Annotated in this window: 22 protein-coding genes; 8 read left to right on the forward strand and 14 right to left on the reverse strand. The window is 41.8% G+C overall.

Features of this window, described 5'->3' with window-relative positions; genetic code table 11:
• The first annotated feature begins 304 nt into the window (after positions 1-304).
• From AC1ECB_RS09655 to AC1ECB_RS09665, 3 genes are all read left to right on the forward strand, one after another.
• A complete protein-coding gene (locus AC1ECB_RS09655) occupies positions 305-1,501 on the forward strand; it encodes an MFS transporter (RefSeq protein WP_485668495.1) in 1,197 nt (398 codons plus the stop codon).
• Between the two features lie 454 nt (positions 1,502-1,955).
• Positions 1,956-2,936 carry a site-specific integrase gene (locus AC1ECB_RS09660; RefSeq protein WP_485668496.1) on the forward strand — a complete coding sequence of 327 codons (981 nt, stop codon included), beginning with the start codon at positions 1,956-1,958 and terminating at the stop codon, positions 2,934-2,936.
• Positions 2,937-3,274: 338 nt separating this feature from the next.
• A complete protein-coding gene (locus AC1ECB_RS09665; protein WP_485668497.1) occupies positions 3,275-3,862 on the forward strand; it encodes a Uma2 family endonuclease in 588 nt (195 codons plus the stop codon).
• A 115-nt stretch (positions 3,863-3,977) separates the two neighbouring features.
• On the opposite strand, the gene phoU is transcribed toward AC1ECB_RS09665, so the two are convergent.
• From phoU to AC1ECB_RS09685, 4 genes are all read right to left on the reverse strand, one after another.
• Positions 3,978-4,649: a phosphate signaling complex protein PhoU gene (gene phoU, locus AC1ECB_RS09670; RefSeq protein ID WP_485668498.1), complete on the reverse strand. Its 672-nt coding sequence runs from the start codon at positions 4,647-4,649 to the stop codon at positions 3,978-3,980.
• A gap of 46 nt (positions 4,650-4,695) precedes the next feature.
• Positions 4,696-4,920 (reverse strand): hypothetical protein, encoded by a 225-nt coding sequence (locus AC1ECB_RS09675; protein WP_485668499.1) that lies wholly within the window; start codon positions 4,918-4,920, stop codon positions 4,696-4,698.
• Positions 4,921-5,163: 243 nt separating this feature from the next.
• On the reverse strand, positions 5,164-7,143 hold the full coding sequence (locus tag AC1ECB_RS09680; protein WP_485668500.1) for a methyl-accepting chemotaxis protein: 1,980 nt from the start codon (positions 7,141-7,143) through the stop codon (positions 5,164-5,166).
• Between the two features lie 146 nt (positions 7,144-7,289).
• On the reverse strand, positions 7,290-7,922 hold the full coding sequence (locus AC1ECB_RS09685) for a phosphatase PAP2 family protein (RefSeq protein WP_485668501.1): 633 nt from the start codon (positions 7,920-7,922) through the stop codon (positions 7,290-7,292).
• 453 nt (positions 7,923-8,375) lie between these two features.
• Here AC1ECB_RS09685 and AC1ECB_RS09690 point away from each other — a divergent pair, with 453 nt between their 5' ends.
• Complete coding sequence (locus AC1ECB_RS09690; protein ID WP_485668502.1) at positions 8,376-8,861, forward strand: hypothetical protein; 486 nt, start codon at positions 8,376-8,378, stop codon at positions 8,859-8,861.
• 117 nt (positions 8,862-8,978) lie between these two features.
• Here AC1ECB_RS09690 and AC1ECB_RS09695 read toward each other — a convergent pair whose 3' ends face one another.
• The 5 genes from AC1ECB_RS09695 to AC1ECB_RS09715 all read right to left on the reverse strand — a co-directional run bounded on the left by AC1ECB_RS09695 (position 8,979) and on the right by AC1ECB_RS09715 (position 16,748).
• The gene (locus AC1ECB_RS09695) at positions 8,979-12,101 is read right to left on the reverse strand and encodes a cation-translocating P-type ATPase (protein ID WP_485668503.1); all 3,123 of its coding nucleotides are present in this window, start codon (positions 12,099-12,101) and stop codon (positions 8,979-8,981) included.
• Positions 12,102-12,296: 195 nt separating this feature from the next.
• Positions 12,297-12,551 carry a hypothetical protein gene (locus tag AC1ECB_RS09700; protein ID WP_485668504.1) on the reverse strand — a complete coding sequence of 85 codons (255 nt, stop codon included), beginning with the start codon at positions 12,549-12,551 and terminating at the stop codon, positions 12,297-12,299.
• A gap of 11 nt (positions 12,552-12,562) precedes the next feature.
• Complete coding sequence (locus AC1ECB_RS09705; protein WP_485668505.1) at positions 12,563-13,180, reverse strand: hypothetical protein; 618 nt, start codon at positions 13,178-13,180, stop codon at positions 12,563-12,565.
• A 398-nt stretch (positions 13,181-13,578) separates the two neighbouring features.
• Positions 13,579-15,810: a cache domain-containing protein gene (locus AC1ECB_RS09710; RefSeq protein WP_485668506.1), complete on the reverse strand. Its 2,232-nt coding sequence runs from the start codon at positions 15,808-15,810 to the stop codon at positions 13,579-13,581.
• Positions 15,807-16,748: a phosphate/phosphite/phosphonate ABC transporter substrate-binding protein gene (locus tag AC1ECB_RS09715; protein WP_485668507.1), complete on the reverse strand. Its 942-nt coding sequence runs from the start codon at positions 16,746-16,748 to the stop codon at positions 15,807-15,809. Before AC1ECB_RS09715 ends, AC1ECB_RS09710 begins: the two co-directional genes overlap by 4 nt.
• Before the next feature lie 376 nt (positions 16,749-17,124).
• Here AC1ECB_RS09715 and AC1ECB_RS09720 point away from each other — a divergent pair, with 376 nt between their 5' ends.
• The 3 genes from AC1ECB_RS09720 (at position 17,125) to AC1ECB_RS09730 (ending at position 18,886) form a co-directional block, all read left to right on the forward strand.
• Positions 17,125-17,328 (forward strand): hypothetical protein, encoded by a 204-nt coding sequence (locus AC1ECB_RS09720; protein WP_485668508.1) that lies wholly within the window; start codon positions 17,125-17,127, stop codon positions 17,326-17,328.
• A 353-nt stretch (positions 17,329-17,681) separates the two neighbouring features.
• Entirely contained in the window at positions 17,682-17,972 is a 291-nt protein-coding gene (locus AC1ECB_RS09725; protein ID WP_485668509.1) for a hypothetical protein, read from the forward strand.
• Positions 17,973-18,187: 215 nt separating this feature from the next.
• Complete coding sequence (locus AC1ECB_RS09730) at positions 18,188-18,886, forward strand: hypothetical protein (protein ID WP_485668510.1); 699 nt, start codon at positions 18,188-18,190, stop codon at positions 18,884-18,886.
• Between the two features lie 180 nt (positions 18,887-19,066).
• Here the strand turns inward: AC1ECB_RS09730 and AC1ECB_RS09735 are convergent, their stop codons facing one another.
• The 4 genes from AC1ECB_RS09735 to AC1ECB_RS09750 all read right to left on the reverse strand — a co-directional run bounded on the left by AC1ECB_RS09735 (position 19,067) and on the right by AC1ECB_RS09750 (position 23,926).
• A complete protein-coding gene (locus AC1ECB_RS09735) occupies positions 19,067-21,121 on the reverse strand; it encodes a heavy metal translocating P-type ATPase (protein WP_485668511.1) in 2,055 nt (684 codons plus the stop codon).
• Between the two features lie 223 nt (positions 21,122-21,344).
• Positions 21,345-21,494 (reverse strand): hypothetical protein, encoded by a 150-nt coding sequence (locus tag AC1ECB_RS09740; protein WP_485668512.1) that lies wholly within the window; start codon positions 21,492-21,494, stop codon positions 21,345-21,347.
• A gap of 271 nt (positions 21,495-21,765) precedes the next feature.
• Positions 21,766-23,451, reverse strand: coding sequence for a methyl-accepting chemotaxis protein (locus tag AC1ECB_RS09745; RefSeq protein ID WP_485668513.1), 1,686 nt, complete (start codon positions 23,449-23,451; stop codon positions 21,766-21,768).
• Between the two features lie 217 nt (positions 23,452-23,668).
• A complete protein-coding gene (locus tag AC1ECB_RS09750) occupies positions 23,669-23,926 on the reverse strand; it encodes a hypothetical protein (protein ID WP_485668514.1) in 258 nt (85 codons plus the stop codon).
• Between the two features lie 460 nt (positions 23,927-24,386).
• On the opposite strand from AC1ECB_RS09750, the gene AC1ECB_RS09755 reads away from it, so the two are divergent.
• A complete protein-coding gene (locus tag AC1ECB_RS09755; RefSeq protein ID WP_485668515.1) occupies positions 24,387-24,539 on the forward strand; it encodes a hypothetical protein in 153 nt (50 codons plus the stop codon).
• 128 nt (positions 24,540-24,667) lie between these two features.
• Here AC1ECB_RS09755 and AC1ECB_RS09760 read toward each other — a convergent pair whose 3' ends face one another.
• Positions 24,668-26,389: a methyl-accepting chemotaxis protein gene (locus tag AC1ECB_RS09760; RefSeq protein WP_485668516.1), complete on the reverse strand. Its 1,722-nt coding sequence runs from the start codon at positions 26,387-26,389 to the stop codon at positions 24,668-24,670.
• Between the last annotated feature and the right edge of the window lie 265 nt (positions 26,390-26,654).

The following is a 26,654-nucleotide window of genomic DNA, read 5'->3' on the forward strand; positions in this document are numbered from 1 at the left end:
AAACATATCGAATTTTGTTGACGTGGAAACAAAAATTTGGTATTATTATTTTGTTTCCATGTCAACAAAATTAACAAAGAAGAAAGGAAGTTATATTTTATTATATGGATCAAGTCGTGGAAATTATTGAGTTATTCACAAAAATTCAAGAAAAAGCTAATCTATTGCGTCATGGAGAAGATGTTGCTTTTGATGGCGTAAATTTAGCAGAAGTCCATTGTTAGGAAATTAATGGATTGAACGGTAAACGTAGTAATCAAATATATATATATATATACATGAAGCTGAAAGGAAAGTGATTTTTTTGAGTCGCAATCAATCTGTTCAATATTCAAAGATCGGAATATTATCAATATCTCATATGTTAAATGACTTTTACAGTAACTATCTACCCCAAATGCTGCCGTTTCTAGTAGTATTGTATCCCGGATTTACGGCTACACGTGCAGCGATACTAATATCGGCTTTTACAATAACATCTTCATTTTTTCAGCCGCTGTTTGGCTATTTTTTGGATCGGGCAGGCAAACGATGGTTTGTTTATGTAGGAACGTTGTGGATGGCAGTTATGCTAAGTTTAACAGGAATCATCCAAAATTACTGGTTACTTGTTACCTTGTCGGCTTTAGCCGGACTCGGAACGGCTGCATTTCATCCACAGGCATCTACTATGGTTAACGTCTTAAGTGGTGACCGTAAAGCGGTCTTACTATCTGGCTTCGTAGCTTTTGGAAATTTTGGTTTTGCTTTGGGACCACTTATTTTAATTCCTCTATTTCAGACGTATGGATTAGAAGCTACGGTCATAACTGTAATTCCCGGCCTGCTTGTTGCAATTATATTAGCATTCTTTGCACCAAAAAATAACATATTATCAGGTACAACTCCGTCACTTTCCGTTGTTGTACAATCGTTAAAATCATCAGGCAGGGAACTTGTAGCCATTATTGGAGTTATAGCAATTCGCTCCTTAGCCTATACCGGACTATTAACAATGCTTCCACTTTATTTCAAATCAGAGAATGTATCAAATATTGCGGCAGGGCACTTGATGACAATTATGCTGGCAGCAGGTGCCATTGGTGGCGTAATTGGTGGTTTTATTTCTGATTATTATGGACGTAAACGACTTATTGTTGGTTCGCTAGTTTTTTCTACACCGCTGTTTTTTGGCTTTCTCTATACTCAAGGCTTGCTAAGTACAATTTTTTTGGCTTTAGCTGGAGCTGCATTGCTTTCTAGTTTTGCAGTAACTGTCTTAGCAGCACAAGAAGCTATTCCAAACAATAAAGCACTTGCCGCCGGTCTGACTATGGGTTTTGCGGGAGGAATTGGCGGTCTAGCTGTAGTATTAATTGGCCGTATCGCTGATATTTGTGGTCTTTCGGCAGCGATTTTTGTCCTATTTTTGCTTCCAATAGTTGCTGGCATTATTGCGCTGGGAATGAAGAGCCGTCCGGCAGCACGGTTTCAACGCAATCTAGTGGTAAAAACAAATTAGTTTTCTATAAATTAATAAATTTTATGTCCGATAATATTTATTATGTAAATTTAAAACAGAAAGAGGCACAAAATCCATAAATATTCAGCATATGGTATGGTCAATTGGAAAGAAATATGGTAGGCTAACTACGGTAGCTCTTCTTTCGGCGAGTTCCCTTCTTGGGTCTTGGGCCAGAGTAGCTCTAGGCATATCATACGAATAGATAGTACCAGTGAACTCGTTTCAGCAAAGATGAAACATTGGGGATTCAGGTGGAGAGTCTACTCCACCTGAATAAATGCTGCTTGTAGAGGCGGGAGCCTTGACTCGCGTACTAAGATAAAGATGCATTAAGATATAAAGGAAATATGCGATAGTTAAAACGTATAAACCATATAAATTCAAGTATTTTATAACTAATGATAATTTATAGTTATCACTAGTTGAGAATGTTTTTTTTGAGGAGTCTGATATGAATAGCAATGATAAAGATTTTGTACTACGTAAAAATAATTTTATTCAAAATAACAAGAAGCTATCAATAAAAAGCAAAAAACGCTTACAAAAATCTAAATCGGATAATACCTTACGTGCATATGAAGCTGACTGGATGGATTTTTATGATTGGTGTACATATCATAGTTTGCAAGCTTTACCTGCGGAACCCGAAACTATTGTCAATTATATTAATGACTTAGCTGATCATGCCAAAGCTAATACGGTATCTCGACGCTTAAGCGCTATTTCGGAAAATCATAAAGCCGCTGGATGTGTTGACAATAATCCATGTCGCGGTGGTCTTGTTCGAAATGCATTGGATGCCATCAAACGTGAAAAAGGTACTCTGCAACGAGGCAAAGCGCCAATTTTAATGGAAGATTTGCGAAATATTACATCTTACTTTGATAATACAGATATAGCAGGAATTCGAGATAAAGCTTTGTTGCTGGTTGGTTTTATGGGTGCTTTTCGCCGATCTGAGCTGGTTCAAATTGATATTGAAGATTTAACTTTTACGCAAGAAGGTGTAATCATTCTGGTAGCACAATCTAAAGGCGATCAGCTAGGCCAGGGTGCACAGGTAGCCATCCCCTACAGCTCAAATCTGGATATCTGTGCGGTTACTGCTTTAAAATCTTGGATACATAGAGCAAATTTAGATTCAGGTCCCCTATTCCGTCCTTTAAATAAATATAAACAAATTCGTAATCGAAGATTAACAAATCAGTCTGTGGCAATCATTGTAAAGAAATATACCAAACTTTCCGGTCTAAACCCAGATAATTTTGCTGGACACAGCCTCCGACGAGGATTCGCCACGAGTGCAGCCCAACATGATGTTGACGAACGTTCAATAATGCAGCAAACACGCCATAAATCTGAAAAAATGGTACGTAGATATATCGAACAGGGTAATTTATTTAAAAATAATCCATTGAATAAAATGTTTTGAGGATAACTTGTAAGGCATCGCTCAGCGATGCATTACAAGTTCGTTCCGATATCTCATTATGAATTTGATCTGAACAAATTACCTAACAGGTTGGACTACAATCATCTTCAAAGCAGCAGAATAACAAAATAATAATAATGATTATTATGATCCAACTAAAACTGCCACCTCCACCGCAGCCAAATCTTCCTCCCATAAGTAGACCTCCTCATTCATAGTTTAAAGTAATATATTATAATATATGGAGTTTGGAGCGTTTGGCGACAGTTCTTTACTTCTTTGTAAATTACCAATAATTTGATATAATATATAAAGGATGTTTTAGGGAGATGAGCAGCATGGGCAATAATGCCATTAAGAACGATAGAGTATATACATACGCTGACTACCTGAACTGGCCTGAAGATGAGCGATGGGAGATTATCAACGGTGTAGCTTATGCTATGTCTCCCCCTTCTACCGAGCACCAACGAATTGCAGGCAGACTGTTTGTTGAGTTTACTATTTACCTTAGAGGTAAGCCCTGTGAGGCATTTATAGCTCCCTTTGGAGTAACCTTTGACAAGAATACAAAAGACGAAAAGAACACACATGCTGTAGAGCCTGACATTACGGTAATTTGTGATAAGTCAAAAATCACTCCGAAAGGCTGCAAAGGCGCTCCAGATTTAATAATTGAAGTTCTATCCCGCTCTACAGCCAGCCATGATGTTCTTAGGAAGCGTCGGCTCTATGAACAAAACGGAGTTTTTGAATATTGGATCGTTGATTCAGCGAACCAAATAATTACTCGCTTTTATATGAATGAGCAACTATCTAAATACAGAGAGCCAGAGTATTTTGTTCGCGAGAATATCATAAACCCTATCATTTTTCCTGAGTTTGAAATAAAACTGGAAGATATTTTCAAAAATACAGAGGAGTAAGACTAATCATAGCCTTACTCCTCGTTTTTTGTCCATGACAGCGCAAATCCTCTGAAAATCGTGAGAACACTCGCATTACTAGGATTTCCGCAGTATATAAGACTAAGACTAAAATTCATCTCAGCCCAACATAACGAAACCCGGTTCCCATATAGAACACCCATTCTGCGATATTTACCGCCCGGTCAGCAGACCGTTCAAGATAGCGAATGGCGGTGTGTATTTCTAACATAGCCTGGGATAGGCCACCGTTTCTTTTACCAGAGTCAATCATTAGGTTAAACAATTTATAATTAGCTGAATTTACTTCTGCATCCTGCTCTTTGGCAATAACGACAAAATCGTGGTTTCTGCTTTCATAGGCTCTCAATGTATCAGTCAACATATTTATTGCCAAACTCCCCATATCTCCGATAACACTACCTAAATGGGAAACTGGTGTTAAGTCCAATCCCGAAAGTTTTCTGTGAATTATTTTAGCAATATTGTTTGCATAATCGGCAATTCGCTCAATTTCTGCAGAAATCTTGATACTGGCGATTAGGAATCTCAGATCAACGGCCACTGGTTGTTGAGTGGCTATGATAGCAATACATTTTTCTTCAATTTCGCGGTGTAATGCATCTATTTCACGCTCATGATGACGAATAGTTTCCGCATTCTCGGTATCAAAGATAATTAAGGCCTCCACCGCCTCAGCAACAAATGTTGTAGTTTGTTTTCCCATCCGACTAATTTGCTCATTGACTTCGTGGAGTTCTTCCTGGTAGCCTTTTCTTACATTCATAGAATTATCCCCTCCAAACTATCTTTTTCACGGGTGAAAATTAACTTTAGTTCTCTCTTTGGGGAGTTTCGTCGACTTGATCTATTCCTTTTTGGCTAAGATAACTTTCTAGAGCAGTCATAATAGCCACTGCCTTCGGACTATCAATCTGTTTTAAAAGTTTTACGATACGCTTCCATTCTGCCTCTGTCGCCTTGATTGATCGTGGTTTTCTTTTCTCCTTGACCTTAGGACGACCTACGCCTTTTGTTTTTTCGTCTTTACATCCCATATTGCCAACCTCCTTAATAAAGATATAGTATAACCGCCAATAGCCACACCCATATATTACTATGTTAATTTAAGTATATACCGAAATTAATTTAAGTCAATACCAATTTTCATTTTAATGAAAATTAGTACTATCAGGAAGTCAGCTGGCAATGGCTTTTGACAATCTCCATGCGATTATCAGACTCAATGAACACAAAAGGCTCTGCCGCTTTCGACAGAGCCTTCTGTGTTATCTTACATATTATATCTGGAATTCGGTCACCGACGCCTGCAGTTGCAGGGCTAGTTTCGCCAGAGCTTCGCTAGATATGGCGATTTCTTCCATGGAAGCAAATTGTTCTTCTGTTGCAGCCGAAACGCTTTGAGACTCACCCGCAGATTTCTTGCTAAGTTCATCTATTCTCTTAACTGAATCCACGATCAGATGGCTACTGGTTGCCATCTGTTGGATAGCTGACGAAATTTCTTTTACCTGTCCCGACACTTCAGTTATCAATTCTGTAATTTCTTGAAAGGCAACCCCAGTTGCATTGACAACCTCGGCCCCGGTTTTTACTTCACGTGTACCATCGCTCATAGCCCCTACAGCCTTGTCAGTATCTCCTTGGATTTCTCTGATAAGGTCAGTAATCTTTTTCGTAGCAACTTGAGATTGTTCAGCGAGTTTTCGAACTTCCTCCGCCACTACCGCAAAACCCCGGCCCTGGGCTCCCGCTCGTGCTGCTTCAATAGCAGCGTTTAAAGCCAAAAGGTTAGTCTGTCCGGCAATACCTGAAATAGTATCTACAATCTGACCAATTTCCTTTGATCTTTCCCCCAACTTGGCCACTACCATGGCCGAAGTATTAACAGTGTCCTGAATGTGACTCATCTGGGTTACAGCCATCTCCACTGCCTTGCTACCTTCTTGGGCTTTGTCAGCCGCCTGAACTGACTGAATTGCCACATGGTTGGCATTGGTAGCAATCTGTTGAATACCTACTGACATCTGGTCTACTGCAGAAGATGTTTCATTTGCCGCTTCCAATTGTTCAGATGCACCTGTAGCCACTTTGATAATAGACGTCGCTACCTGATTGGCCGTTTGAGAGCATTGTTCGGAACTTGCGGTAAGTTCTTGGCTGGATGCCGCCACCTGTTCAGCACTATTATGGACATGTGATATCAAGCTTCTCAAGTTATGTACCATTTTATTAAAATCAGTTGCAAGCTTTGCAATCTCATCTTTGCCGTCAACTTTTGCTTGTACTGTAAGATCGCCATCCGCCACCCGGTTTACTTGTCCTGCTAGACTTTCAATTGGGTTGGTTACACGCTTTACTGTAATAAATGTAACTATAACCACTAGTATAATAGCGCCACACGCTACTAAGATTAGCAGCCACTCCAAGTGGGCAAGCGGCCTAAAGATAACTTCCTCCGGTACTGTTATGGCTAATATCCATCCAGTGGACGGTACTTTTTGGTAAACGGTTAGCATGGCCTCACCATTATTTTTGAATTTGACATAGCCTTGTTCTTTGTCCATCATCTCTTTAAAATAGGCTGACACATCTTTTAATTTATCCACTTCAAAGACATTCTTGGACGCTAGATCTTGGTTTGAGTGAGCCAAGATTAAGCCTTTGGTGTCAAATAAATTAGCATAGCCTGCCCCATACAGATTGATTTCTTTTACATTATCAACAAGCGTTTGCAACAAGATATCCTGAGCAATTATACCGCGCACTTGCCCTGTTGGACTGTTATAAGGCATAGCCACCGATACCGCCATTTTTTTTGTTACCTGATCCAAATAGGGATCAGAAAAAACGAGTTTTCCTTGCTCTATCGATAACTTATACCAACTCCGACTACGGGGATCGTAATCTGCGGGCGGCGTCCAACCGCTTCCATCCACCATTTTACCTTCCGTTGATCCGAAATATACATCAGATAATTCTTTATCAACCCTTTTATAACCAGCTAACATGGGCACAGTAATTTCGTTATCACCAAATGAACTTTGTAATGTTCCAGCAGTTATTTCTAACATCTTTGCCTTACTCACGAGCCATCCATCTAGTTTGTTAACATGAGAATTTATAGTAGCCGTCATTTCTGCCTGAATGCCATTAGTTACTTGTTCTTTAGTAAACATATAACCAGCTACTGATGATAATAGAAGAATCAATGCAGCTAACGCTGAAAAAATAATTGTAAGTTTAGTCTTTAAATTCATTCTATCGCCTCCCATATTTGTTTACCTACTTTTTTACAAGATACATTGATTCAAACTCAGAAAATATAGTATCATGTTTGCAAAAACGAAGATTAAAGCAGTGTTAATTTTAGCTGATAGGAAACAAAAACATGCTTTCGTACATTTTACTCAACTAATACGACCGGTTGTGACTGAACAGACTTACCTTGTACTTGCGGTGCCGTCTGAATAATTACCGCATTTTGATGTTTAAGCCACCTGATGACCATTCCACAGACAATAACAATTCCTAAAATAACGCCCACAACCACTTGAAAACCCGTGTGCCAATCGGTTTCTACTCTTGACCAGGAGATGGCTGCGGCAATAGCGTACCATAACCAGGCAAATCGCGGAAAGAACAAGGTTAATAAAAATGCCATACCAAATGCATGGGTAGCATGACCGCTTGGGAAACCACCAGCACCGCCGTTGGGTCGAAGATACCATGGACTGATTTTTAGGAGTTTAATACCCTGAACAATCATCCAAACGAGCAAATCAACTCCCAACGTGAGGTTAATAATGCTTCGCAAGCGTTGCCTCCATGCCCAAACAATGATCAGTATATTCGTACTTATTAAGAAAAGATCGTTACCAATACCGCCAAGGAAATGGGCGAACGACCAAATGTACGGATTTCCGCTTTTTCCTACAAATATAACAAATATGATGGTCAAACAACCGATGGTAACTGCCCAGTTAAAAGCTTTAAAAAAACTATTATTACTATTTAACCATTTCATTACAGCCTGCACTTTAAATGCCCTCCAGTTCATTTAGAAATCCTATAAGATAAAGGAAGGATCGTCTTTGTAAAATTTCGGGCATAAAAAACAACACTATCATAATTTATTAGCCAGCTCTTGATATAAGGTCAGCGTACTTTTGTCAAATCAAAACCATTAGAAGAAAAATAATTTGCAGAAATAAAGCCCCGGCTCTTCAACCTTTGACGATATTGAACAACATCTCGGTTAACTAACTTAATCTGCCAAATAGCTATAGCCTGTATCATCCTTTCTTCACTTTAAGAAAAGTGTAAACCATTTACTATGGGTACAAGTTAACTCTATGTAAAGGTTTCATTAACCTTACATTCATATTTCAAGTAGATAAAAGGAAGACTATTTCAGCCAGAGTGAGTAGTACATAAGTCAAGCAATAGCAGGGAAAGCTTGTATTATTAACTGAAAAAAGGGGGATAATCTATGAACGTTTTGCATTGGGGATCGCGCATGCTGGCTCGAACTACGCCTGCAGGTCTTATCCTAACCGGAGCAGCAGTTGCATTAGCGTCGCCAATGGTACGTCGGGGACTACGATCTACAGTTCTTCTGGCTACTAAAGGAGTGCTGGCGATAACAGACCAGATGAAAGGTGTTATCGCCAGCGTCAAGGAAGATGCCGAGGATTTTGTGGCTGAAGCACGCATGACAGAACAAGATACAACCAGTGAAATTGCTGAGAAATGGGACCAAGTAAGGCATCACGCACGGAAGCATCGCCGCCGCCTTATAGCCGCTACTGCTACCGGTGTTGTAGCTATGTCGGATAAAGCCAAGAAACTTAAACATGAGTTTCGCGACGCAATCGACGAAGCTAAGAGCAAGGGGGCCCAAGGTGGTGATCCAGCTTCACCTGAACCTGGGACACACCAACACGAAAGGGATAACTTAGTAACCGATCCAGTTTAACTGTCTCTCACAAGTCACCATACAATTACTTTTCCCGCCACGTAAAAAACAAGAAACGCACCATGCTAGTGCGTTTCTTGTTTTTTTATTTACGCTTTATTAGCTGTCGTCTACCTTCTATATTGCGTCACTACAAGCGGTAGTACTTTCTAAGTCTGGAATAGCGCGCGCACGTGAAATTCCGGCATCAATTATCCCAGTCGCCAACGCCAGAGCACTAGCCACAGCCCAGTCGCCAGCAGATAAAGAAACCGTACCAAAAATTGACTGTAATAATGGAATGTGGACACTGGCAGCAACCATACCCATCGACAAGACTACCGCAGCAACAAGCCACAGATTACTAAACAAACCTACCCTTCCTGTTTGTTTTTCGCCGCGGCAATCAAAAATATGCACAAATTGGCTGAGTGCAAGTTGAACCAATACGATGGTTTGCGCAAAAGCCAGGTTGCCGGTTGATCGCAATTTCCATACATACAACGCCAAACTAGTAAGGCCGATAATCAAGCCCCTAACGACCACTTTCATCCCCAGACCGCCGGCAAACACACTATCGCTCGCCGTTCTTGCCGGTTGGCTCATAATATCCTGGGCAGGTGGATCATTCACCAGCGCCACGGCTGGAAGCCCGTCTCCCACCAAATTGATCCATAAAAGTTGAATCGGGATGAGCGGAAACGGTAATCCCATTAACACAGCCAGCAACATCAGTATAACCTCACCGACATTGGTCGCTATCAGATAGCGAATGGCCTTGCGAATGTTCGCATAAATAGACCGCCCCTCCTCCATGGCGCGTACTATGGTAGCAAAATTATCGTCTGACAGTGTCATGCTAGCAGCTTCTTTGGTTACGTCTGTCCCCATAATTCCCATAGCGATCCCAATATCTGCCGCTTTTACTGCCGGTGCATCATTGACACCATCGCCGGTCATTGCCACCACATAGCCTCGTTGCTTTAATGCTTTTATTATCCGCAGCTTATGTTGCGGCGAAGTACGGGCAAATACCGTGCTGGTCTCGACCGCATCGGCAAGCTGTTGGTCAGACATCCGGTCTATTTCGCTACCCAGTAAAACTCTGTCCCCAGTTCGTAACAGGCCGATTTCTCTTGCGACAGCACTTGCAGTCTGTTGATGGTCACCTGTGATCATAAGGACTTTTACTCCAGCTTGACGACATTTGGCGATTGCCGGCGGAACTTCCGGACGGGGCGGATCGATCATGCCCATGAGACCGCAAAAGATCATTTCCTGCTCCGGTTCTTCATCGCTATCTTCGTCAAACTGCTCCATTACCCGATACGCGCAGGCCAAAACGCGAAGAGCCTTATTGGCCATCTCATCATTCGCGCACATAATTTCAGCACGAATCGTATCGTCCAACTGGCGAATCTCACCGTTCCGAAGATAGTGGGTACACGCGGCTAATACACGATCTGTTGCCCCTTTAACATTCAGGATCATATCGCCCACTTGAGTTTTATAGATAGTTGACATGATGCGTCGATCTGATTCAAACGGATATTCGTAAACTCTTATAAATGTTTTTTCTAGTTCGTCTCGCCATAAGCCCGCTTTAGCCGCTGCCACCAGGATGGCACCTTCAGTAGGGTCACCTTCCACCTTCCAAACAACATTACACTGTTCATTCATCGGCAATACATTATCTTCTTTAGAAACCCTACTTTGATTCAATCGGGCATTGTTACATAATGCGCCAGTGAGCAGCGTTTGATAGAGTTCGGCATTCTCATGAACATTAACAGGCCCCCCTTCATCCAGAAAAAAGTCGCCTACAGGTGCATAGCCCTCGCCTGCTACCTGCCAATTACGCCCATGCGTGTATACCATGCGAACCGTCATCTCGTTTTTGGTAAGGGTTCCTGTTTTGTCTGAGCAAATTACAGTAGCACAGCCAAGTGTTTCAACCGATGATAATTGGCGGATGATTATATTTCGTTTACTCATACGTTGTACGCCCATGGCTAAGGCAATGATAACAATCGCAGTTAAGCCCTCCGGTATGGCTGCTACAGCTAGACTTGCCGCAATTTGCAGCATATTCAAGCATCCTTGACCCCGTAATATTCCGGTGACCATGACAACTCCAGAGACGCCTAAGCAACCGTAAACAAGGTACTTTCCTAGTTGCTCTAGCTTGCACTGCAACGGCGTAAGCTCTTCGGTTTGATGCTGGATAAGTGAAGCGATTCTACCCATCTCTGTTTTCATTCCTGTCGCAACTACGATCGCCGTGGCTCGCCCCCGCGTTACACCTGTGCCCATAAACACCATGTTTTTGCGATCTCCAAGAGTAGTGTCTTCACTTCCACGATATTTCGGATCTTTTTTGGCAGGTACTGTTTCACCAGTAAGCGACGCTTCCTCAGTAGCAAATTGAACTGCAGTTATTAGATGGGCATCAGCAGGTACCCGATCACCTGCTTCCAGGACGATCAAGTCACCCGGAATCAAATTCTCAGCCGCCACCTTTCTAACCCGGCCCGCACGAATCACGCGTGCCTGTGGTGCGGCCAGTTTCTGCAAGCTTTCCATAGACTGCTCGGCCTTGCGTTCTTGAATAACACCCAAAACGGCATTAGCCACTACAATAGACCCTGTCAGGAGGGCGTTACTACGTTTCCCCAAAACAAAAGAAATCCCGGCGGTTCCAAGCAGCACTTGCACCATAAAATCTTTGAATTGATTGCGCAGCAGTTCCCAAAACGTTGCCCGCTTTCCTTCGGTAAGCTTATTGGGGCCCACCTTCTTAAGGCGGCTGGCAGCTTCCCAGTCGCTCAAACCAAAACGATCTGAGGTATTAAGTAAATCACAGACACTTTCCATGTTTTCAGTATGCCACAGCTTACTGGAACCAGTGTACGCAAGGCCTGCTATCTGCGGGTTAGAGCCTGGTAAAGATACCAGGCTAGGACTGCCGTCGGCAAACTGCTGTAGGTTTAACGTTAGACTGTTGTTTCCCCGACAAAACCGCCCCCATGCCTGTGTTAAGACTTGTTGGATTTCCTTTACGCTGAGCCTATTCTGGTTAAAATAAATTAACGCTCGCCCAGTGAGGTAATTTGCACTGATTGAGATAATGTTGTGGTCAGATGCCAGCTGTTCGGTTAAAAAGCTTGCGAATTTTTTATTGTGGCATAATCCCGGTACACTGACACGTAATCGTCCGGGTAATGCGCGATAAGTTTGTCGTTGTTCTACGGATAAGAACAAGCTGTTTCCTCCTTACAGTTTACGGTTTCAGTATAATGCAGATTTCCTATGCACAGAGGTGACAATAGTCTCGCATGTCACCCCTTTCCTTTTGGACGCCGGCAGAAGCCTTAGTCGTATCCAGAAAACTACTTTACTGCTGGGCAAAAAAATGACAGCACGGTATGAAACCTTGCTGCCAATATTCTGGCTGTTCTAGAACAGTTTCATCCTTGACCATGAAAGACTCGCTAACAGATTATCGCGCGACTCCTTACTTCGCTGCTTGATGTAACCGAATAATTGACCCAAAAAGTCTTCCCACAGCCGCGCAACTTCATTCTTATTCTGCGCCGACTCCGCCCGCAGCTGGATACTTAAATCTACCGTGTCTTTCAATTCACGGCTGAGTCCTCGCAATTTTTCGGCTAAATACTCAATTCGAAGTTGCCGCTCGGTCCCTATTGACATACTACCTCACCTCATTCACTTAAATTCGGATTATCAATTCCACCGTCAACTGGCAATTCATCAAAGGAAGTTTCGACAGACTGTTTGAACTTATCAAATTGGGCCTCTGCTACTAAGTCTTCCAGATCCTCTTTGACGCCGCTAAACAATCCTTGGGCTTGTTCTCCTAGTTCCATTACTCCCTGAACAGTCTTTAACGCTAATGGTCGCAGAGTCTCACGGACACTCGGAACTAGCACAGCTCCTACCAAAGCCGCCGCCAGCCAGAAACCAGGGGGGCGTCCAGTACTTGACTTAACGCGATGATTAAATTGCCTGTTAAGACGTCCGACCCCGCTCATATCAGGGCTGACTTCTACATATTCGATAAGTTCAGCCAAACGCATCAATTCGCGCCGCTCTTGCTCTATCATCTGCCGTAAAGCCTTGAGTGCATAGGGGTCAGTTATCGTAGACATGCGCTGCTCATAGCTCTGTACGGCTGCTAATTTGGCCTCAAAGACCTGTTCCAAACCGGCTAACGTCTCTTCGTTTGATGACTGGACGATTTTATTTTTTAGCCTTTGGCTTCGTCTTACCGGTGGTTGCTCTTGGCGTTCATCTTTTTGCAGCTCCTCCATGTTTTTCATTATGTCTCTTTCCCCCCAATCTTATTCCCAAATTCATTGGTTATATTGTCCAAAATGTACCATGTATATACTGGCGAATCTTGAAACAGGAAGCTATGTACCAATAATAAAAGGAGCACCCGAAGGTAAAGGTGTTCCTAAAAAGTTTCCGATTTATGATTTACTATATTGTTTACTAATTTTTCTCCTTCCGCATAATGCTCACGGATACTGTCACGGAAGAAGCACCCATTTACTCTCGTTGACAAAGTCTATTTATCTCATGCCAATTAATTCTCTTCAATTCCTTCCAGGCTCTGCCGAGTATATTGAGACCGTTAGGGCTTGTATCCTTCTTCGCCATTTTTAGCCCTCCCTTTGTCGTTTGATTTTCCCATTCAACCGGTTTCTATCCAATACTACTTAACTGACCCTCGCCGATCACTTACCCATGTCGATCCCTCAATCATTTTGGCTCTTTTTTTTAACTGAGCGGCAACTTCGCTGACTTCAAGATAGTTTGTAAACTGATGATTTTGGTTATCTACAAGCGCAATTGAAATACCCATTAAAGGAAACTGTTGTTTTTCACCTCTACGATCGAGAACCATAATATATCCTCTTTCCAAATCCTCTTGCAAATAAAGGCTGGAAATCTGAGCATCAAATTTTGCTATAATTCGTTCAACCCATTCTATTGCGTAATCTAGGTTATAGAGCAAAATTAAAAAATCATCTCCACCTATATGGCCTAAAAACGCATCCTTTTCATCATATTCCGCTGCTACTTCTTTCATGATGGAAGCAGTAAGCTTAATAGCTTTGTCGCCCATCTCAAAACCATACTTGTCATTGAACGCTTTGAAATTATCCAAGTCTATGTAAATTGCGGCAAAATTTTGTTGTAATGCTTGTTTCAACTTTTCTTCAATAACCAGATTACCCGGTAGTCTTGTGAGCGGATTCGCGTTAGTTGCCAACATAATCCGTAAATCGGTGATGCTTGACAACAAGTCCATTACAGAAACAATGCCCCGATATTCGTCACTATCGGTAACGATAATCAGATCATATTGTTTGGCCTGTGCCCTATTCCGGGCCATCTCGGACACTTGCTCCAAGGAACAGCCCACATCGACAACAAGCGGCTGTTCATCCATTATAATCCGTATTGGTCGCCCATAATAAAGTGATACTCCGTATTGGCTGCTTAGTTGGAAATTCAAAGCATCTCTCATCACTAAGCCAACCGGTCTGTTATTTTCGACAACTACTACGCCCTGCCATAATTCACTGTCTAAACGTTTTTTTACATCAATTACCAACGCGTCAGTATTAAAAGATGGCGTAAGTTGAACAATAGCTCCGATGGTCTGATAGTTACCCAATTCAAACCTGACATGTTCTTCTTTCAGTTCCGGCTTATTTAGCCGGAGACGTTCCGGTAGCAAGTTAATCGACCCGACAAACCGGATAGGAGCCTTGTTTTTGTCAAAAGTACTTATCCCCTTGGCCAGAACCCAATTATATTCATTTTTAGCAGAGTTATATAATCTATATTCAGATTTGTAAAATTCATCGCTCCCCGAAAAATAACTTGCTAATGCCTGACGGCGCTTTTTTTGATCATCCTGGTAAACCCAGTCGTTAAAAACTTCGAAATGAGCTCCGAAGCCTGATGGTTCATAGCCTATCAATTCTTTTATGTTTCCTGACCACTCGGTAGTCCGGCTTTCGCTGTTCCATTCCCATATTATTTCATTGGTAGCATAGGCAATCTGTCGAAACTTTTCAACACTTTTCTCAATACTCTGCTGATGGTTAGTGAAATTTAAAAGCATGAGGCGCAGATTGGCTAACAGCTGATCAGTGTCCGCGTTATTAAATCCTGACGGCATATGGACAGAATTTATTGTCGCCGGATTTTTGCTCAAATGCTTAAAGACATCCGATAACCAATATTGGTAACGTAGTAATGGCCGCAAAAAATAATATTGTAAAATAATAACAATTGTTATTATGATAAAACCCAGCCACAGCAGCTTTTGCTTAAGCTGATCAATTGACTCAGCAATATCATCTACATAAATTCCGGTCCCTAGATAACATTCAATTTCAGGAAGGCCAATAACATAGGAGAGTTTCTTCTGCGGTTTCCCTTCGGGAAGTTTTGGTTCATAATATTCAACAAATCCGCCGCCAGCCTTAGCTTTTTCAAGAAGAAGCTTGGTAATTGAGTTTCCGTAAGCATCCTTTCGTTGCATCTGATAAGTTCCGACCGTTTCCGGAGAAGGCTGTTCAACCAAAACGTATCCTTCATAAGTTGCTAAAAACACGTAATTAGCAACACCCTGGTTATCATAGACCAACTGGTTTATTATCTCGGTTGAACTGATTCGTGCGTCACCGATGGTTATTTTTCCGTTGTTTTTATCTTCTAAAACAGGATTGATAGAATTATGAGCGAGTGAAATAATAACTTCTAAGCTATTTTTGCGGGTTGCATAGATATCCTCTGAAAAGGTATGCACATAGATTGAAACAGCGAAACCAAAACCAGCCAACATAATCAGTACGGCACCTAAGGTTCTAAGTTGGATCGAAACCGACCAATCTGTTGCTTTCCTACTAAAATATTTGGTAACATTCACTCTTTTTCCATCTCCAACATATGAGAAGTGTCCCTGATGACATCGTACTCACGGTCGTCAACCGGAAAGAAGGTGCCTACTTCTGTTGCAAAAATTCCTAGGGCACCTTCTTCATGATTGGCACTAAAAAAAGATGCCTTTACTTTTGCAATGAAATCTGCTGAAAGCCCTTCGCGATAAGCCCATACCGTTCCTGAACCAGGTATCGCCTCTGACGTTTGGATTATACGGTAATCCTTGTCTCCAATGAGCCCTTTTTCCCGCATATTGTGCAAAATAGTGCTCGAAACTGCGGCTGCATCAACTAAACGTTTTTTTACCGCTAAAACCGAAGCATCATGATGCTCTAAGAATTCTAAGGATTCCAAATCCTTATCCGGATCAATCCCGTTCTTCAGCAGCATAGCTTTAGGAACCAAGTACCCTGAAGTCGATTCCCGGTCAGTAAAGGCCAACCGGCGGCCCCGCAACTGGTGGATATTTTCGATGCCAGTTTCCGGATGAACGATGAGTACACTGTAGTACTTCTTACCGGTCTTACTGCTCTCAGTACTGGCAAACGCTTGAGCACCAGTTTGTTTATGTGCTAAGACATAGGAAAATGGTCCAAACATTGCTATGTCAATTTCTTTCAAGTGCATTTTATCAATCACACTTCGATAATCGTTGCTGACAATTAATTCGACCTTAAAACCGTTTTTTTTCTCTAGATATTCAATAAACGGTTGCAGTTGATCCGTTGTCTTCTCAATACTTTCAACCGGTATTGCCCCTATACGGAGTGATTGTCTTTGGCCTGACGGTTCGGTTGACGTTGTTTGCGGGTGATAAAAAGCGCATCCTCCTGTAACCAATACCAAAAAACAAAAGCAGGCCAGCATTAGACTAAACCACTTACTACAAACGAAAAGTCTTCTCGATTTCATATCCAAGCACATTTCTTCAATAATCGGCTGGATTGTACATTTTGCATGAGTTGCCGTTCACCTATCCTTTAATTCAATTAGCAAATGCTGCTTTTGTTGCATTTTATTATATATTGGAAGTTCAGCCTAATTTAACTTATATCCTGCACATAATATATATTTTAACAATAAATTAACAATACTTTAAGCCTATAAAATATTTTTTCGTTCTTATTCGTGTATCGAACAAGCCAACCATTCCAATTTCCTTCCCCTGAAGCGAAGCAATAATACTAGGATTTATTGATTTCTCGTTTAAACTGTATATTTTTTGACATAACATTTATTGGCAGGATTTCTGAGTATTATGCTGGAATATATTTATATAACAATAAAAGGGGAACTGGCAATGAATAAACATCAATGGATACTTAAAGAAAGCTGGCCTGTGGAACAAGGACAACGACTTATCTTTCAAGACTCCCCTAAAAATATACATATAGTTGATACGACGATTACTAAAAATACTGACGAAGTTATTAGCAAAGTTGAAACTGAACATTGGTCCATAAACGAATTACTGCTTTTTTTAAACCAATATTCAAATACCTGATAACCATAAACAGATCTCGCAAATTCCATAGGAAAAAAGTTGCAGTACGGTACGAGACCTTGCTGCAACTTTTACTTTTTTTAGCTTTGTATTCCTCCTGCAACTAAGCTTGCTGCGCAATCTAATGGTGCCAATAATAATTCGCCTTATTGGCAAGAGTATTATTAGCATAATGAGATAAATTGCATCAAACCACCTTACTTTCCGCATAAAAGTGCAGTGTTTCCTGTTTCAAAGTACAAGGAATATTTGTATTAATAACTGTAATAAGGGGGCTAAAGGAGTTCAGGCAATAACGAATCAGACGAGAGGTGTTATTGCCAAATTCAAAGAAAATGCCGAAGACTTTATTTATGGCTGAAGCACGTACAACAGAAGAAACTACCACCAGAGACATTAGTAAAAAATCAGATGAAGTAAATGATCATGCCCGGAGACATCGTCGCCGCATTATAGCTACTACCGCTACTGGTGTAGTAGCTATGTCGGATAAGGCCACGGAAATTAAACACGAGTTGCGCGATGCAATTGACGAAGCTACCACCCGTCCAACGGGTGGTTTTGATTGTTTTAAAATAATTTCATTCTTATCCGCGAAATACCGGCTAATAGATTATCGCGGGATTCCTTATTTCGCTGTTTAATAGCCAAATAATCGGACCCAGTAATTCCTCCCACAGTCGGGCAACTTCGTTCTTATTCTGTACCGACTGTGCTCTCAGCTTTTAAGTTTTCCAGATCTGTTTTTGACGCCGCTACACAATCCTTGGGCTTGTTCTCCTAGTTATCGACAAATACCATGCATAGAAAAAGGCCATCACGGGGAAAATGAACAAAAAGATAAGGGAGGATTTTTACTATGCATAATTTCATTCGCTGGGGATCTCGTGTTTTGACACGTTCTTCCCCAACTATGCTAATCGCAACAGGCGCAGCTTTAGCTTTAGCTTTACCGCCTGTCCGCAAAGGACTAAGATCAGCAGCAATCCTCACAACACGAGGATTTTTTAGCATAACCGACCAAATACAACACGTAGGCGCCACCATGAAAGAGGAGCTAGAAGATTTTGTTGCTGAAGCGAGGAAAAGTACTACACAGCCTACAGAAACTCTATCAGAACAATTCAAACGATTCAAGCATGATACCAAAAGTCAATTTCGCCGAAATGAAGTCACGGTTACCGGCGGCGCCTTAGCTGTTTCGGATCATGCACATTCACTACAAAACAAATTTGAAGAAGTGGTAGATGCCCCTCAAGAAGAGCAACTGCATAGTGATATAGAAGTTACCGCTGCAGGCAGTACTTTGGAAGTTTCCGAGCATGCACAATCACCACAAAACAAATTTAAAGAAGTGGTGGATGTTCCTCAAGAAGAACAATTGCATAATGATACGGAAGTTACGGCTGTAGACAGTACCTCGGAAGTTTCCGATCAGGCTAAATCACCACGAAAGAAATTTAAAGGAGTGGTAGAGAACCCCAAAAAAGGGCGAATGCATAGTAATGCCAAAAAACACAATGATCGAGAAATTCACGATGGATTAGATCCGGCATAAATCTACATACATCACAATTTATTTACAGTATAAGCGCACCCGAAGCCCTAGGCTATGGGTGCGCATTCCTATCTTCCAAGAACTCTTCTTCCCTTACCATACTTATCCTGTTCGTAGTTTTGATTGTCCCTTTGCCTTGGTAAAGATTAAAGGCGAGGATTTCTTATCGCGAAAAATGAATCATCCTGTACAGACCATTTGTCTATCCTGTTTACAGGCTGAATGGTTACCTTTTGAAAATAGCCGGGCAGAATTGGCGATAACACCGAGGGTGCCAAAATTTAGTAATAACGATGCTGCTAATGGCGAGATAATATTGGCTGTTGCCAAGGCGATACCCGCAACATTCACACCGACAGCAAAGGAAAGGTTCTGACGTATGACTTGATTGGTTTTCTTGCCAATGCTGATCATCTGGGAAACTTTTCTTGGGTCATCCCCGGCAATAGCGACATTGGCCGCTCGCAGGGCAAGCTCCGGACAGTTGTCGGCCATAGTGACACCAACGTCGGCCGCTGCCAGGGCGGGCGAATCGTTAATTCCATCCCCCACCATCATGACTGGATACCCTTTTCGTCTTAACTGGGTTATTATCCGAATCTTGTCTTCGGGTCTCATGGTGCTCCAGTATTGTTTAATACCCAGTTCATCGGCCACTGCATTACCCGTATTAGCCGTATCTCCTGTTATCAAGCCGATATGAGGTATACCGACAACTCGTAATTGTTCAATGGCCTGATAGCTTTCCGGACGTATGTGTTCCTTTACCCCAATTAAGCCTACTAGCTTTTTATCAACCGCAACATAAATAGCACTATTGCCAAAGTGCTTCATCCGTAATACGCGAGCCTTACTTGTCTTTATGTCTATGTGTTCTTTGTACATCAGAGAATCATTGCCCACTAAAACCTCTTGCTGATTTATATAGGCTCTTACTCCATAACCAACAAGTAATTTACTCTCGGCGGGCTCAAGAGTTAGTCCTTTTTTCATAGCTTCTTCTACTACCATCCTGGCTAACGGATGGCAATTGCCTTGTTCAGCTGACGCAACCAGTAGCAATATCTCCTGGTTGCTCTGCTTTTGTTGTAGTGATATCACTTCTGTTATTGTAGGATTCCCCGTAGTTAAAGTACCCGTTTTATCCCACAAAACCACCTCTGTCTGCCCTGCAACCTCTAAGTACCGGGATTGCTTTACAAAAATACCCTTTCGTACTGCGTCGGCTACCGCCGTACCTAGAGCCGTATTCTTAGCTATCGATATTGCGATCGGACAACCGGCTAGTAACACGGTTAATGCGCGGTAGAAGTCACGAGTAATGAGAAAGATCATGGCAGCAATACCCATTGTCAAAGGCATCAGCTTTTGCGCATAGTAATCTTCTGGTTGCTGTAGCGCTCCTCGTGTAGCGGCGGCCTGCTCAACCATCTTAAACATATAGGCTATAGATTCACCATCTACCGGAACTCGTTCTCCAGTCTGTACTATAACAGTATCTCCGGCTAAGACCTGCCTTGCTTCGCCGTTTTCCAAACGTCTAGCAGCCAGTTCTTTTGTTGCTACCATCTTACTGATGGCATACCGTGAGCGGGTTTGCATAACGTGATGAAACAGGTCGCTCAGATACACAATCCCCAAGATTGACAGACCGGTTATGCTTTCCTTCATAGCCAGTAGGACAAGCGTTGTTGCGAAAAGCAATAAATCGGAATTGATTCTTTTCTTCCTAGCCAAGGTGTCTACCCCTCTTCTTAATAAAGGGTAACTCCCTATAATTGTCGTCAAGGCAGCTAGGTAAAAGACGTTCGTGGATGACACCAGCGGCGAGCGCCCCACAAGCATCCGCTTGGCAAGTAACCCGGTCAGAACCCCGCCTGTGGCTAGTACATATAGCTTTTTTATACTGCCCTGATCGTTCATGATTTGACTGGTTTCCTTTGGCAGCGACAGTACCTCATACTTACTTTCCTGGTGTACCTGCTGTTCAAAAAAAAGCTCCCACGTATTTTCAATTTCTTGACATAGCACTGGGAAACTAATCCTGGCTTGATCAAAATAAACAAGAGCACGCCCGGTTAGTGAGCTTGCTGTTATTGTTTTAACGCCAGTAACCTTACTCAACTGTTTAACAAAGTAAGCTTCAAGCAGGCTGTTTTTTCGAAGATTAGGAATAGTTATCCTTAATCGTCCTGGTAAAAGCCGATAGTCGTTTTCCGAAAGCAAAGCAAGCATTACGAGTTCCCCCTAGCCAAGTTTGAACAAATCATATGTACTTATTGTATCCATGTTAGCTAAGCCATATGTGCTAAATAAAAGCATAAAGATGACCATAGCATTATTCATGGGGAAAAATGACTGGCTGAACCCTACCTAGCCGCGAAGGCGGTCTTGACTGGCCGGTTGGGGCGCTAAAAAGCTGTTGACCATATATGTCAACAGCTTTTTAACCTGCTTATTACATGTCCTCGAATCTTTGTTCAGAACAAGTGCTCTTGGCTTTTTCTTTTCCCATGTTCTTGCCAAGACCATAGATAATTGGTATTCCGATAGCATGTACTAGCAAAAAAGCGCCCCAGCCTACTGCTGGCATCAGTAACCAATGCATAAAAACACCTCCTTGGTATACTAGTATCAAACAAGCGGGTGTTTTCTATCCTGCAACTAGGAATTAAATCCACACTTCTTTGGCTACATAGCTAAAGAGAACCATCTATAGTGTGCTGCCCTATTTTTGCCGATTCAAAGGTAAAAAAACAGGCCAGTTACATGGCCTGCTGGTCAATTCGTTCCGTAATAAACTTAGCTTGTTTAGCCTTACGGAATTCTCGTGTCCTAATAGTATGCTCTAAGGACACGAAATAACACAAGGGATTGTCCTATATTTTAAAAATACTAACGGCTTGTTGCATATCTGTAGCCAACGTAGACAATGCCTGGCTGGAAGATGCGATCTCCTCCGTCGAGGCCGATTGTTCTTCTGTTGCAGCCGAAACGGTTTCAGCCTGAACAGATGCAGCTTTAGATGTTTCTTCAATATGTTTGACTGATTCAACAATCCTTTGGCTACCGGCAGCAACTTCCTGGGTGGCTGCCGATATTTCTCTAACCTGACCAGCCATCACCGTAATTTGTTCAGCAATGGCTTCAAAAGCCTGTCCAGCACCGTTTACTACGTCGATGCCAACCTTAACATCTTCAGCGCTGGTATTCATAACGGCAACAGCATTATCAATACTGTTGGTATTGTCATTAATGAGATTGGTGATTTGCTTAGCAGCAGTCTCTGATTGTTCGGCAAGTTTCCGGACTTCTTCTGCAACCACAGCAAACCCACGTCCAGCTTCACCAGCACGTGCCGCTTCAATAGCAGCGTTAAGGGCCAACAGGTTGGTCTGTCCGGCAATACCGCTAATAACATTGACAATTTGACCAATTTTTTTTGAACTGTCTGCCAGCTTGTCTACAGTCTGTTGCAGCTCATTGGCACCTTTGCCGACATTCCCCATCTGGAAAACAGCTTTATTTACAGCTTCTTGCCCTTGCTTTACTGCATCAGTTGTGTTAGTGGCTGCAGCAGAAACATGATTCGCAGTGGCTGCTGTTTGTTGAATAGCGGCGGAAATTTGTTCAACTTCTGCCATTGTTTGGCTAACAGCATTAATTTGCTCGTTAGTACCCTGAGCGACATCGGTAATGGCTGCGGCCACCTGATTAGATGCCTGCGCCGACTGTTCAGCACTGGCCGTAAGTTCTTCACTTGATGCGGCAACCTGTTCTGCACTAATATTAACTTGTTTCATTAAAGCACGTAAACTGTCTCGCATGGCTGCCAACGTATTTGCTAAGTCACCAATCTCATCTTTACGGACCATCTGACGTGGTTTATCCCGAAAATCACCAGCAGCTAATTCGTCACATACTGTTACCATGAATTTTAACGGTTTAACAATACTGCGGGCGCTGAAGGCACCAATAACAACACCAAGAATAGCGGACAGAACGGCAGCTATAATCGAAGTGCGCTTAGCGGCATTAGCACTGTTGACGGCATCTTCCATAGATTGATTCATAGCCTTGTTATTTGTTGCTTTTATTTCGACTACTTTATCATACATGGCTTTGGCTACAGGAGCCATCTCTACGGCCGCCCGATCTGCTTCATCTCTTTTACCGGCCTGCATCGCCGGAAAAAACTTATTGTCGGCTAACTGACCATATTGCTTTTCCAGAGCTTGGATTTCTTTAATTTTACGTTTTGTGTCTTCATCTTGAGCCAAGGTAATCAATTCTTCTTCCAGTTTTCCATTCGTCGCCAACAATCTCCGGTATTCATCCACATACTGTTGTTTCCCATACATGGAATAGCCACGAAGATTGGCTGACTGGCCTAAAGAATTATAGGAAATTTCGTTAATTTTTTCAAGACTGGGAAGGGCTATTGTCTTAAGGTCATTTACTTCGCTTACTGTATCGCCAACCTTATAAATTGTGTAAGCAAATCCCATGAAAGCAACCAATACCACCAAACTAAAAGACAAGATCATTTTTGCCGTAAGCTTCATTTTACCGTCTCCCTCATATTTTGGTTTATTAATTTGTAGCATTTGGGCTAATTCTGCGGCACTTACAGATTTAACTATGCCCCCCTTTTTAGGCCCCATAACACCGATGTTTATCATAAGTCCACTGTTCATAGTTCACATAATAATCTTACACCAGCAGCTTCCTGCGAATATTATCTTTATATTAAGACTCTGTAAATATTGACAATTTTCTACTTTATACAACATATTTCCCATTGTCAGGCCTGGAAATCATAAAAGTGCCGTTAGCACATTTTCTAACGTAAAACGGGTGTTTTTCTTCAGCGGTTAGTTTGTAATCATTTTTTAGCTCCCACAGCAAAAGCTTGAGTACCAAAAGCTCGCTTTTACAGTTGTTGCAGGTTTTAAGATGCTCTTCAATAATCACTTTTTCCAGGGAATGCACATTCCCCTCCAAATACTCCTGCAGCTCTATTTCGCTAATACAATTCAATTATTACACCTCCCAGACACCATAATAAATTAGATTACCGCTAAATACACAGAACACCTGATTATAATTCAATAGTTTATGACCTAACAGTAGAAAAGCCCCACCCTTGATTTTACAAGAGTTGAGGCCATTTTTCGCCGTTACTAATGGTTACGGTTCACCTTGACTAATCTTAAACGTTAATCTTTAATAAACCATACTACACTCCGTCCAGTAATTTATCTTCGCAAACCTTTCCTTACCGTTCGCTGCCTAAATAAATCTATCTATCCAGTGTTTCTCGGCTTTTCAATTTTGTTTTTGATAGTTCCGTTAGTATACTTATCTATAATTTCAATAAAAAATGGAAATTCCTTTCATTCGAATGAAAACAGTTAACCATTTAAGAATATTACATAGGACAAGCACGGACAGGAAACATTAAGGTGAATACAATTAATTAAGTAAGGAGACTTGCTCTATGAATATTTTACGATGGGGATCGCGAATGCTGGCTAGTTTTACACCTACAGGCCTTATCCTAACAAGTGCAACAGTTACCTTAGCTTTTCCATTTGTACGCCGGGGATTACGCACCACTGATCTTCTTGCTACCAAAGGCGCTTTCATATAGGCGTTCCACTTAGCTGGTATGATTAGCATAAAATAGGGAATGAGAGATATTCACTATTTTATGCCGCATTTTAATATATCGGAAAAATGTTCAGATGCCACGATAACCATCCATCCTTTCATACAATACTAAACCCGAAAGTGGCTGACGGCTGTCTGGAGATCCTGAGCCAAATTGGCAAGGCTCTGGCTGGATGAGGCGATTTCCTCCATGGATGCTGATTGTTCTTCTGTAGCCGCCGACACCATCTGGGCTTGTCCAACCGCCGTTTGACTGTGCCCATTGATTTCCTTCACCGATGCTACGATTTGCTGGCTATTTCCTGCCATTTGCTGAATAGCAGCGGAAATCTCCTTTACTTGTTCAGATACTTGTGTTACCAGTGCCACAATTTCTTTAAATGCGCGGCCAGCTGTAGTGACAACCTCTGTCCCAACCTTAACCTCCTCGGTGCCTTCATTCATAGCCACAACGGCTTTATTGGTGTCCCCTTGAATCTCGCTTATCAAATCAGCAATTTGTTTGGCCGCATCTTGTGATTGTTCGGCAAGCTTACGGACTTCTTCCGCCACGACAGCGAATCCTCTTCCCTGTTCACCAGCTCTGGCAGCCTCAATTGCGGCGTTGAGCGCCAGTAAGTTTGTCTGTCCGGCAATCCTGGATATCGTATCGACAATCTGGCCGATTTCCTGCGATCTTTTGCCCAACTTAGCAACTACTTGTGCCGAATTATTGACAGTCTGTTCAATGTGAGCCATTTGACTAACAGCCTTCTCCACCGACTTGTCGCCTTCTTTTGCCATCTCGGCAGCTTGAGCGGAATTGTCGGCCACCTGATTGGAACTAGCAGCTACTTGTTGGATACCGGCTGACATCTGCTCTACCACGGCAGATGCTTCATTTGTTGATTTTAGTTGACTTTCCGCGCCTTGTGCAATATCGCTAATAGATACGGCTACTTGGTTCGCTGCTTGCGCTGACTGTTCGGCACTGGCAGTCAATTCTTCCGAAGAAGCTGCCACCTGTTCAGCCGACTCATTGACCTGTTTGAGAACGGTACGGAGACTCCCCCGCATGTTTGCAAGAGCATCACCTAATTGACCAATTTCATCTTTCGTCACAAACCTACGTGGTCTATCACGAAAATCTCCGGTAGCTAACTCTTCACACGCTAATACCATTGCCTGTAAGGGTTTTGTTATTATTCTGGCAATCATCCAGGAACACAAAATAAACAGGAGAATTGCCGTCATCATAATTCCAAAGATTATTATCTTAGATTTTTCAAAATCGATTTGATTTTGATCATTTTTCTCCTTGGCCTTTTTTACATTATAATCCGCAAGCTCTTGCGTGTATTTTTGAAATGTGTCCATACGGGAAACAACAGTCTGTACATATAACTCGTAGATTTCTTCTGCTTTTTTGTCGCTCTTCATTGACAAATTAATTACTGTATCTCTGCTCTCGGCATAGTATTTTAGTTCCTCACGCAATTTTCTAAGCGTTTCAACCTCAAACGGATCTAAATCTGCCTTTTCAAATTCCTCCAGATCGGTGGCAAATGCAGTTCTTCTTTTGTCCATATCATCTTTCACTTCTTTAATACGTTTATTATCTTTAGCAAGCAGAAGCTCCAACATATCAACTTGAAAGTGTCTCGATTGTGCTTCACTATTATTCAGAAATTGCACCGGCAACAAGTTATTTTTGTACATTGTTGTCAAGTTTTGATTAGATTTTGACACATAATAATAACCCGTATAGCCCACAACGGCTAGAGATATAACAGCCAAAACAATTAAAATACTTAACTTATAAATTATTCTTATGTTAGCAAACCATTTCATTTATATTACCCCTTATTACCAATTGTACTCTCTCTGATCCTCAAGATTAATACGTGATCCATATTGAAAGCTATATCAGATTGAAGTCCGTGATTTAATCAGATTGTATAGTTCTAATTTAGGTCACCCCTTTATTTATGTAAATATAAAACCGTAGTATGATTATCTGATCCTTGGACTATGAAGCCATTATATATATAAAAACCCTGGATAATCAATGTAATTTACAATATGTTAACAATTTATTTACATAATCGGGTAGAAT

The sequence above is a fragment of the Sporomusa sp. 246TCP1 genome, from assembly GCF_057319775.1.

Excerpts from the sequence above, each read along its gene's own strand:
- AC1ECB_RS09660 (WP_485668496.1), top strand. The coding sequence starts at position 1,956 with ATGAATAGCAATGATAAAGATTTTGTACTACGTAAAAATAATTTTATT.
- AC1ECB_RS09665 (WP_485668497.1), top strand. The coding sequence starts at position 3,275 with ATGGGCAATAATGCCATTAAGAACGATAGAGTATATACATACGCTGAC.
- phoU (WP_485668498.1), bottom strand. The coding sequence starts at position 4,649 with ATGAATGTAAGAAAAGGCTACCAGGAAGAACTCCACGAAGTCAATGAG.
- AC1ECB_RS09675 (WP_485668499.1), bottom strand. The coding sequence starts at position 4,920 with ATGGGATGTAAAGACGAAAAAACAAAAGGCGTAGGTCGTCCTAAGGTC.
- AC1ECB_RS09680 (WP_485668500.1), bottom strand. The coding sequence starts at position 7,143 with ATGAATTTAAAGACTAAACTTACAATTATTTTTTCAGCGTTAGCTGCA.
- AC1ECB_RS09690 (WP_485668502.1), top strand. The coding sequence starts at position 8,376 with ATGAACGTTTTGCATTGGGGATCGCGCATGCTGGCTCGAACTACGCCT.
- AC1ECB_RS09700 (WP_485668504.1), bottom strand. The coding sequence starts at position 12,551 with ATGTCAATAGGGACCGAGCGGCAACTTCGAATTGAGTATTTAGCCGAA.
- AC1ECB_RS09705 (WP_485668505.1), bottom strand. The coding sequence starts at position 13,180 with ATGAAAAACATGGAGGAGCTGCAAAAAGATGAACGCCAAGAGCAACCA.
- AC1ECB_RS09715 (WP_485668507.1), bottom strand. The coding sequence starts at position 16,748 with ATGTGCTTGGATATGAAATCGAGAAGACTTTTCGTTTGTAGTAAGTGG.
- AC1ECB_RS09720 (WP_485668508.1), top strand. The coding sequence starts at position 17,125 with ATGAATAAACATCAATGGATACTTAAAGAAAGCTGGCCTGTGGAACAA.
- AC1ECB_RS09725 (WP_485668509.1), top strand. The coding sequence starts at position 17,682 with ATGGCTGAAGCACGTACAACAGAAGAAACTACCACCAGAGACATTAGT.
- AC1ECB_RS09730 (WP_485668510.1), top strand. The coding sequence starts at position 18,188 with ATGCATAATTTCATTCGCTGGGGATCTCGTGTTTTGACACGTTCTTCC.
- AC1ECB_RS09735 (WP_485668511.1), bottom strand. The coding sequence starts at position 21,121 with ATGCTTGCTTTGCTTTCGGAAAACGACTATCGGCTTTTACCAGGACGA.
- AC1ECB_RS09740 (WP_485668512.1), bottom strand. The coding sequence starts at position 21,494 with ATGCATTGGTTACTGATGCCAGCAGTAGGCTGGGGCGCTTTTTTGCTA.
- AC1ECB_RS09745 (WP_485668513.1), bottom strand. The coding sequence starts at position 23,451 with ATGAAGCTTACGGCAAAAATGATCTTGTCTTTTAGTTTGGTGGTATTG.
- AC1ECB_RS09755 (WP_485668515.1), top strand. The coding sequence starts at position 24,387 with ATGAATATTTTACGATGGGGATCGCGAATGCTGGCTAGTTTTACACCT.
- AC1ECB_RS09760 (WP_485668516.1), bottom strand. The coding sequence starts at position 26,389 with ATGAAATGGTTTGCTAACATAAGAATAATTTATAAGTTAAGTATTTTA.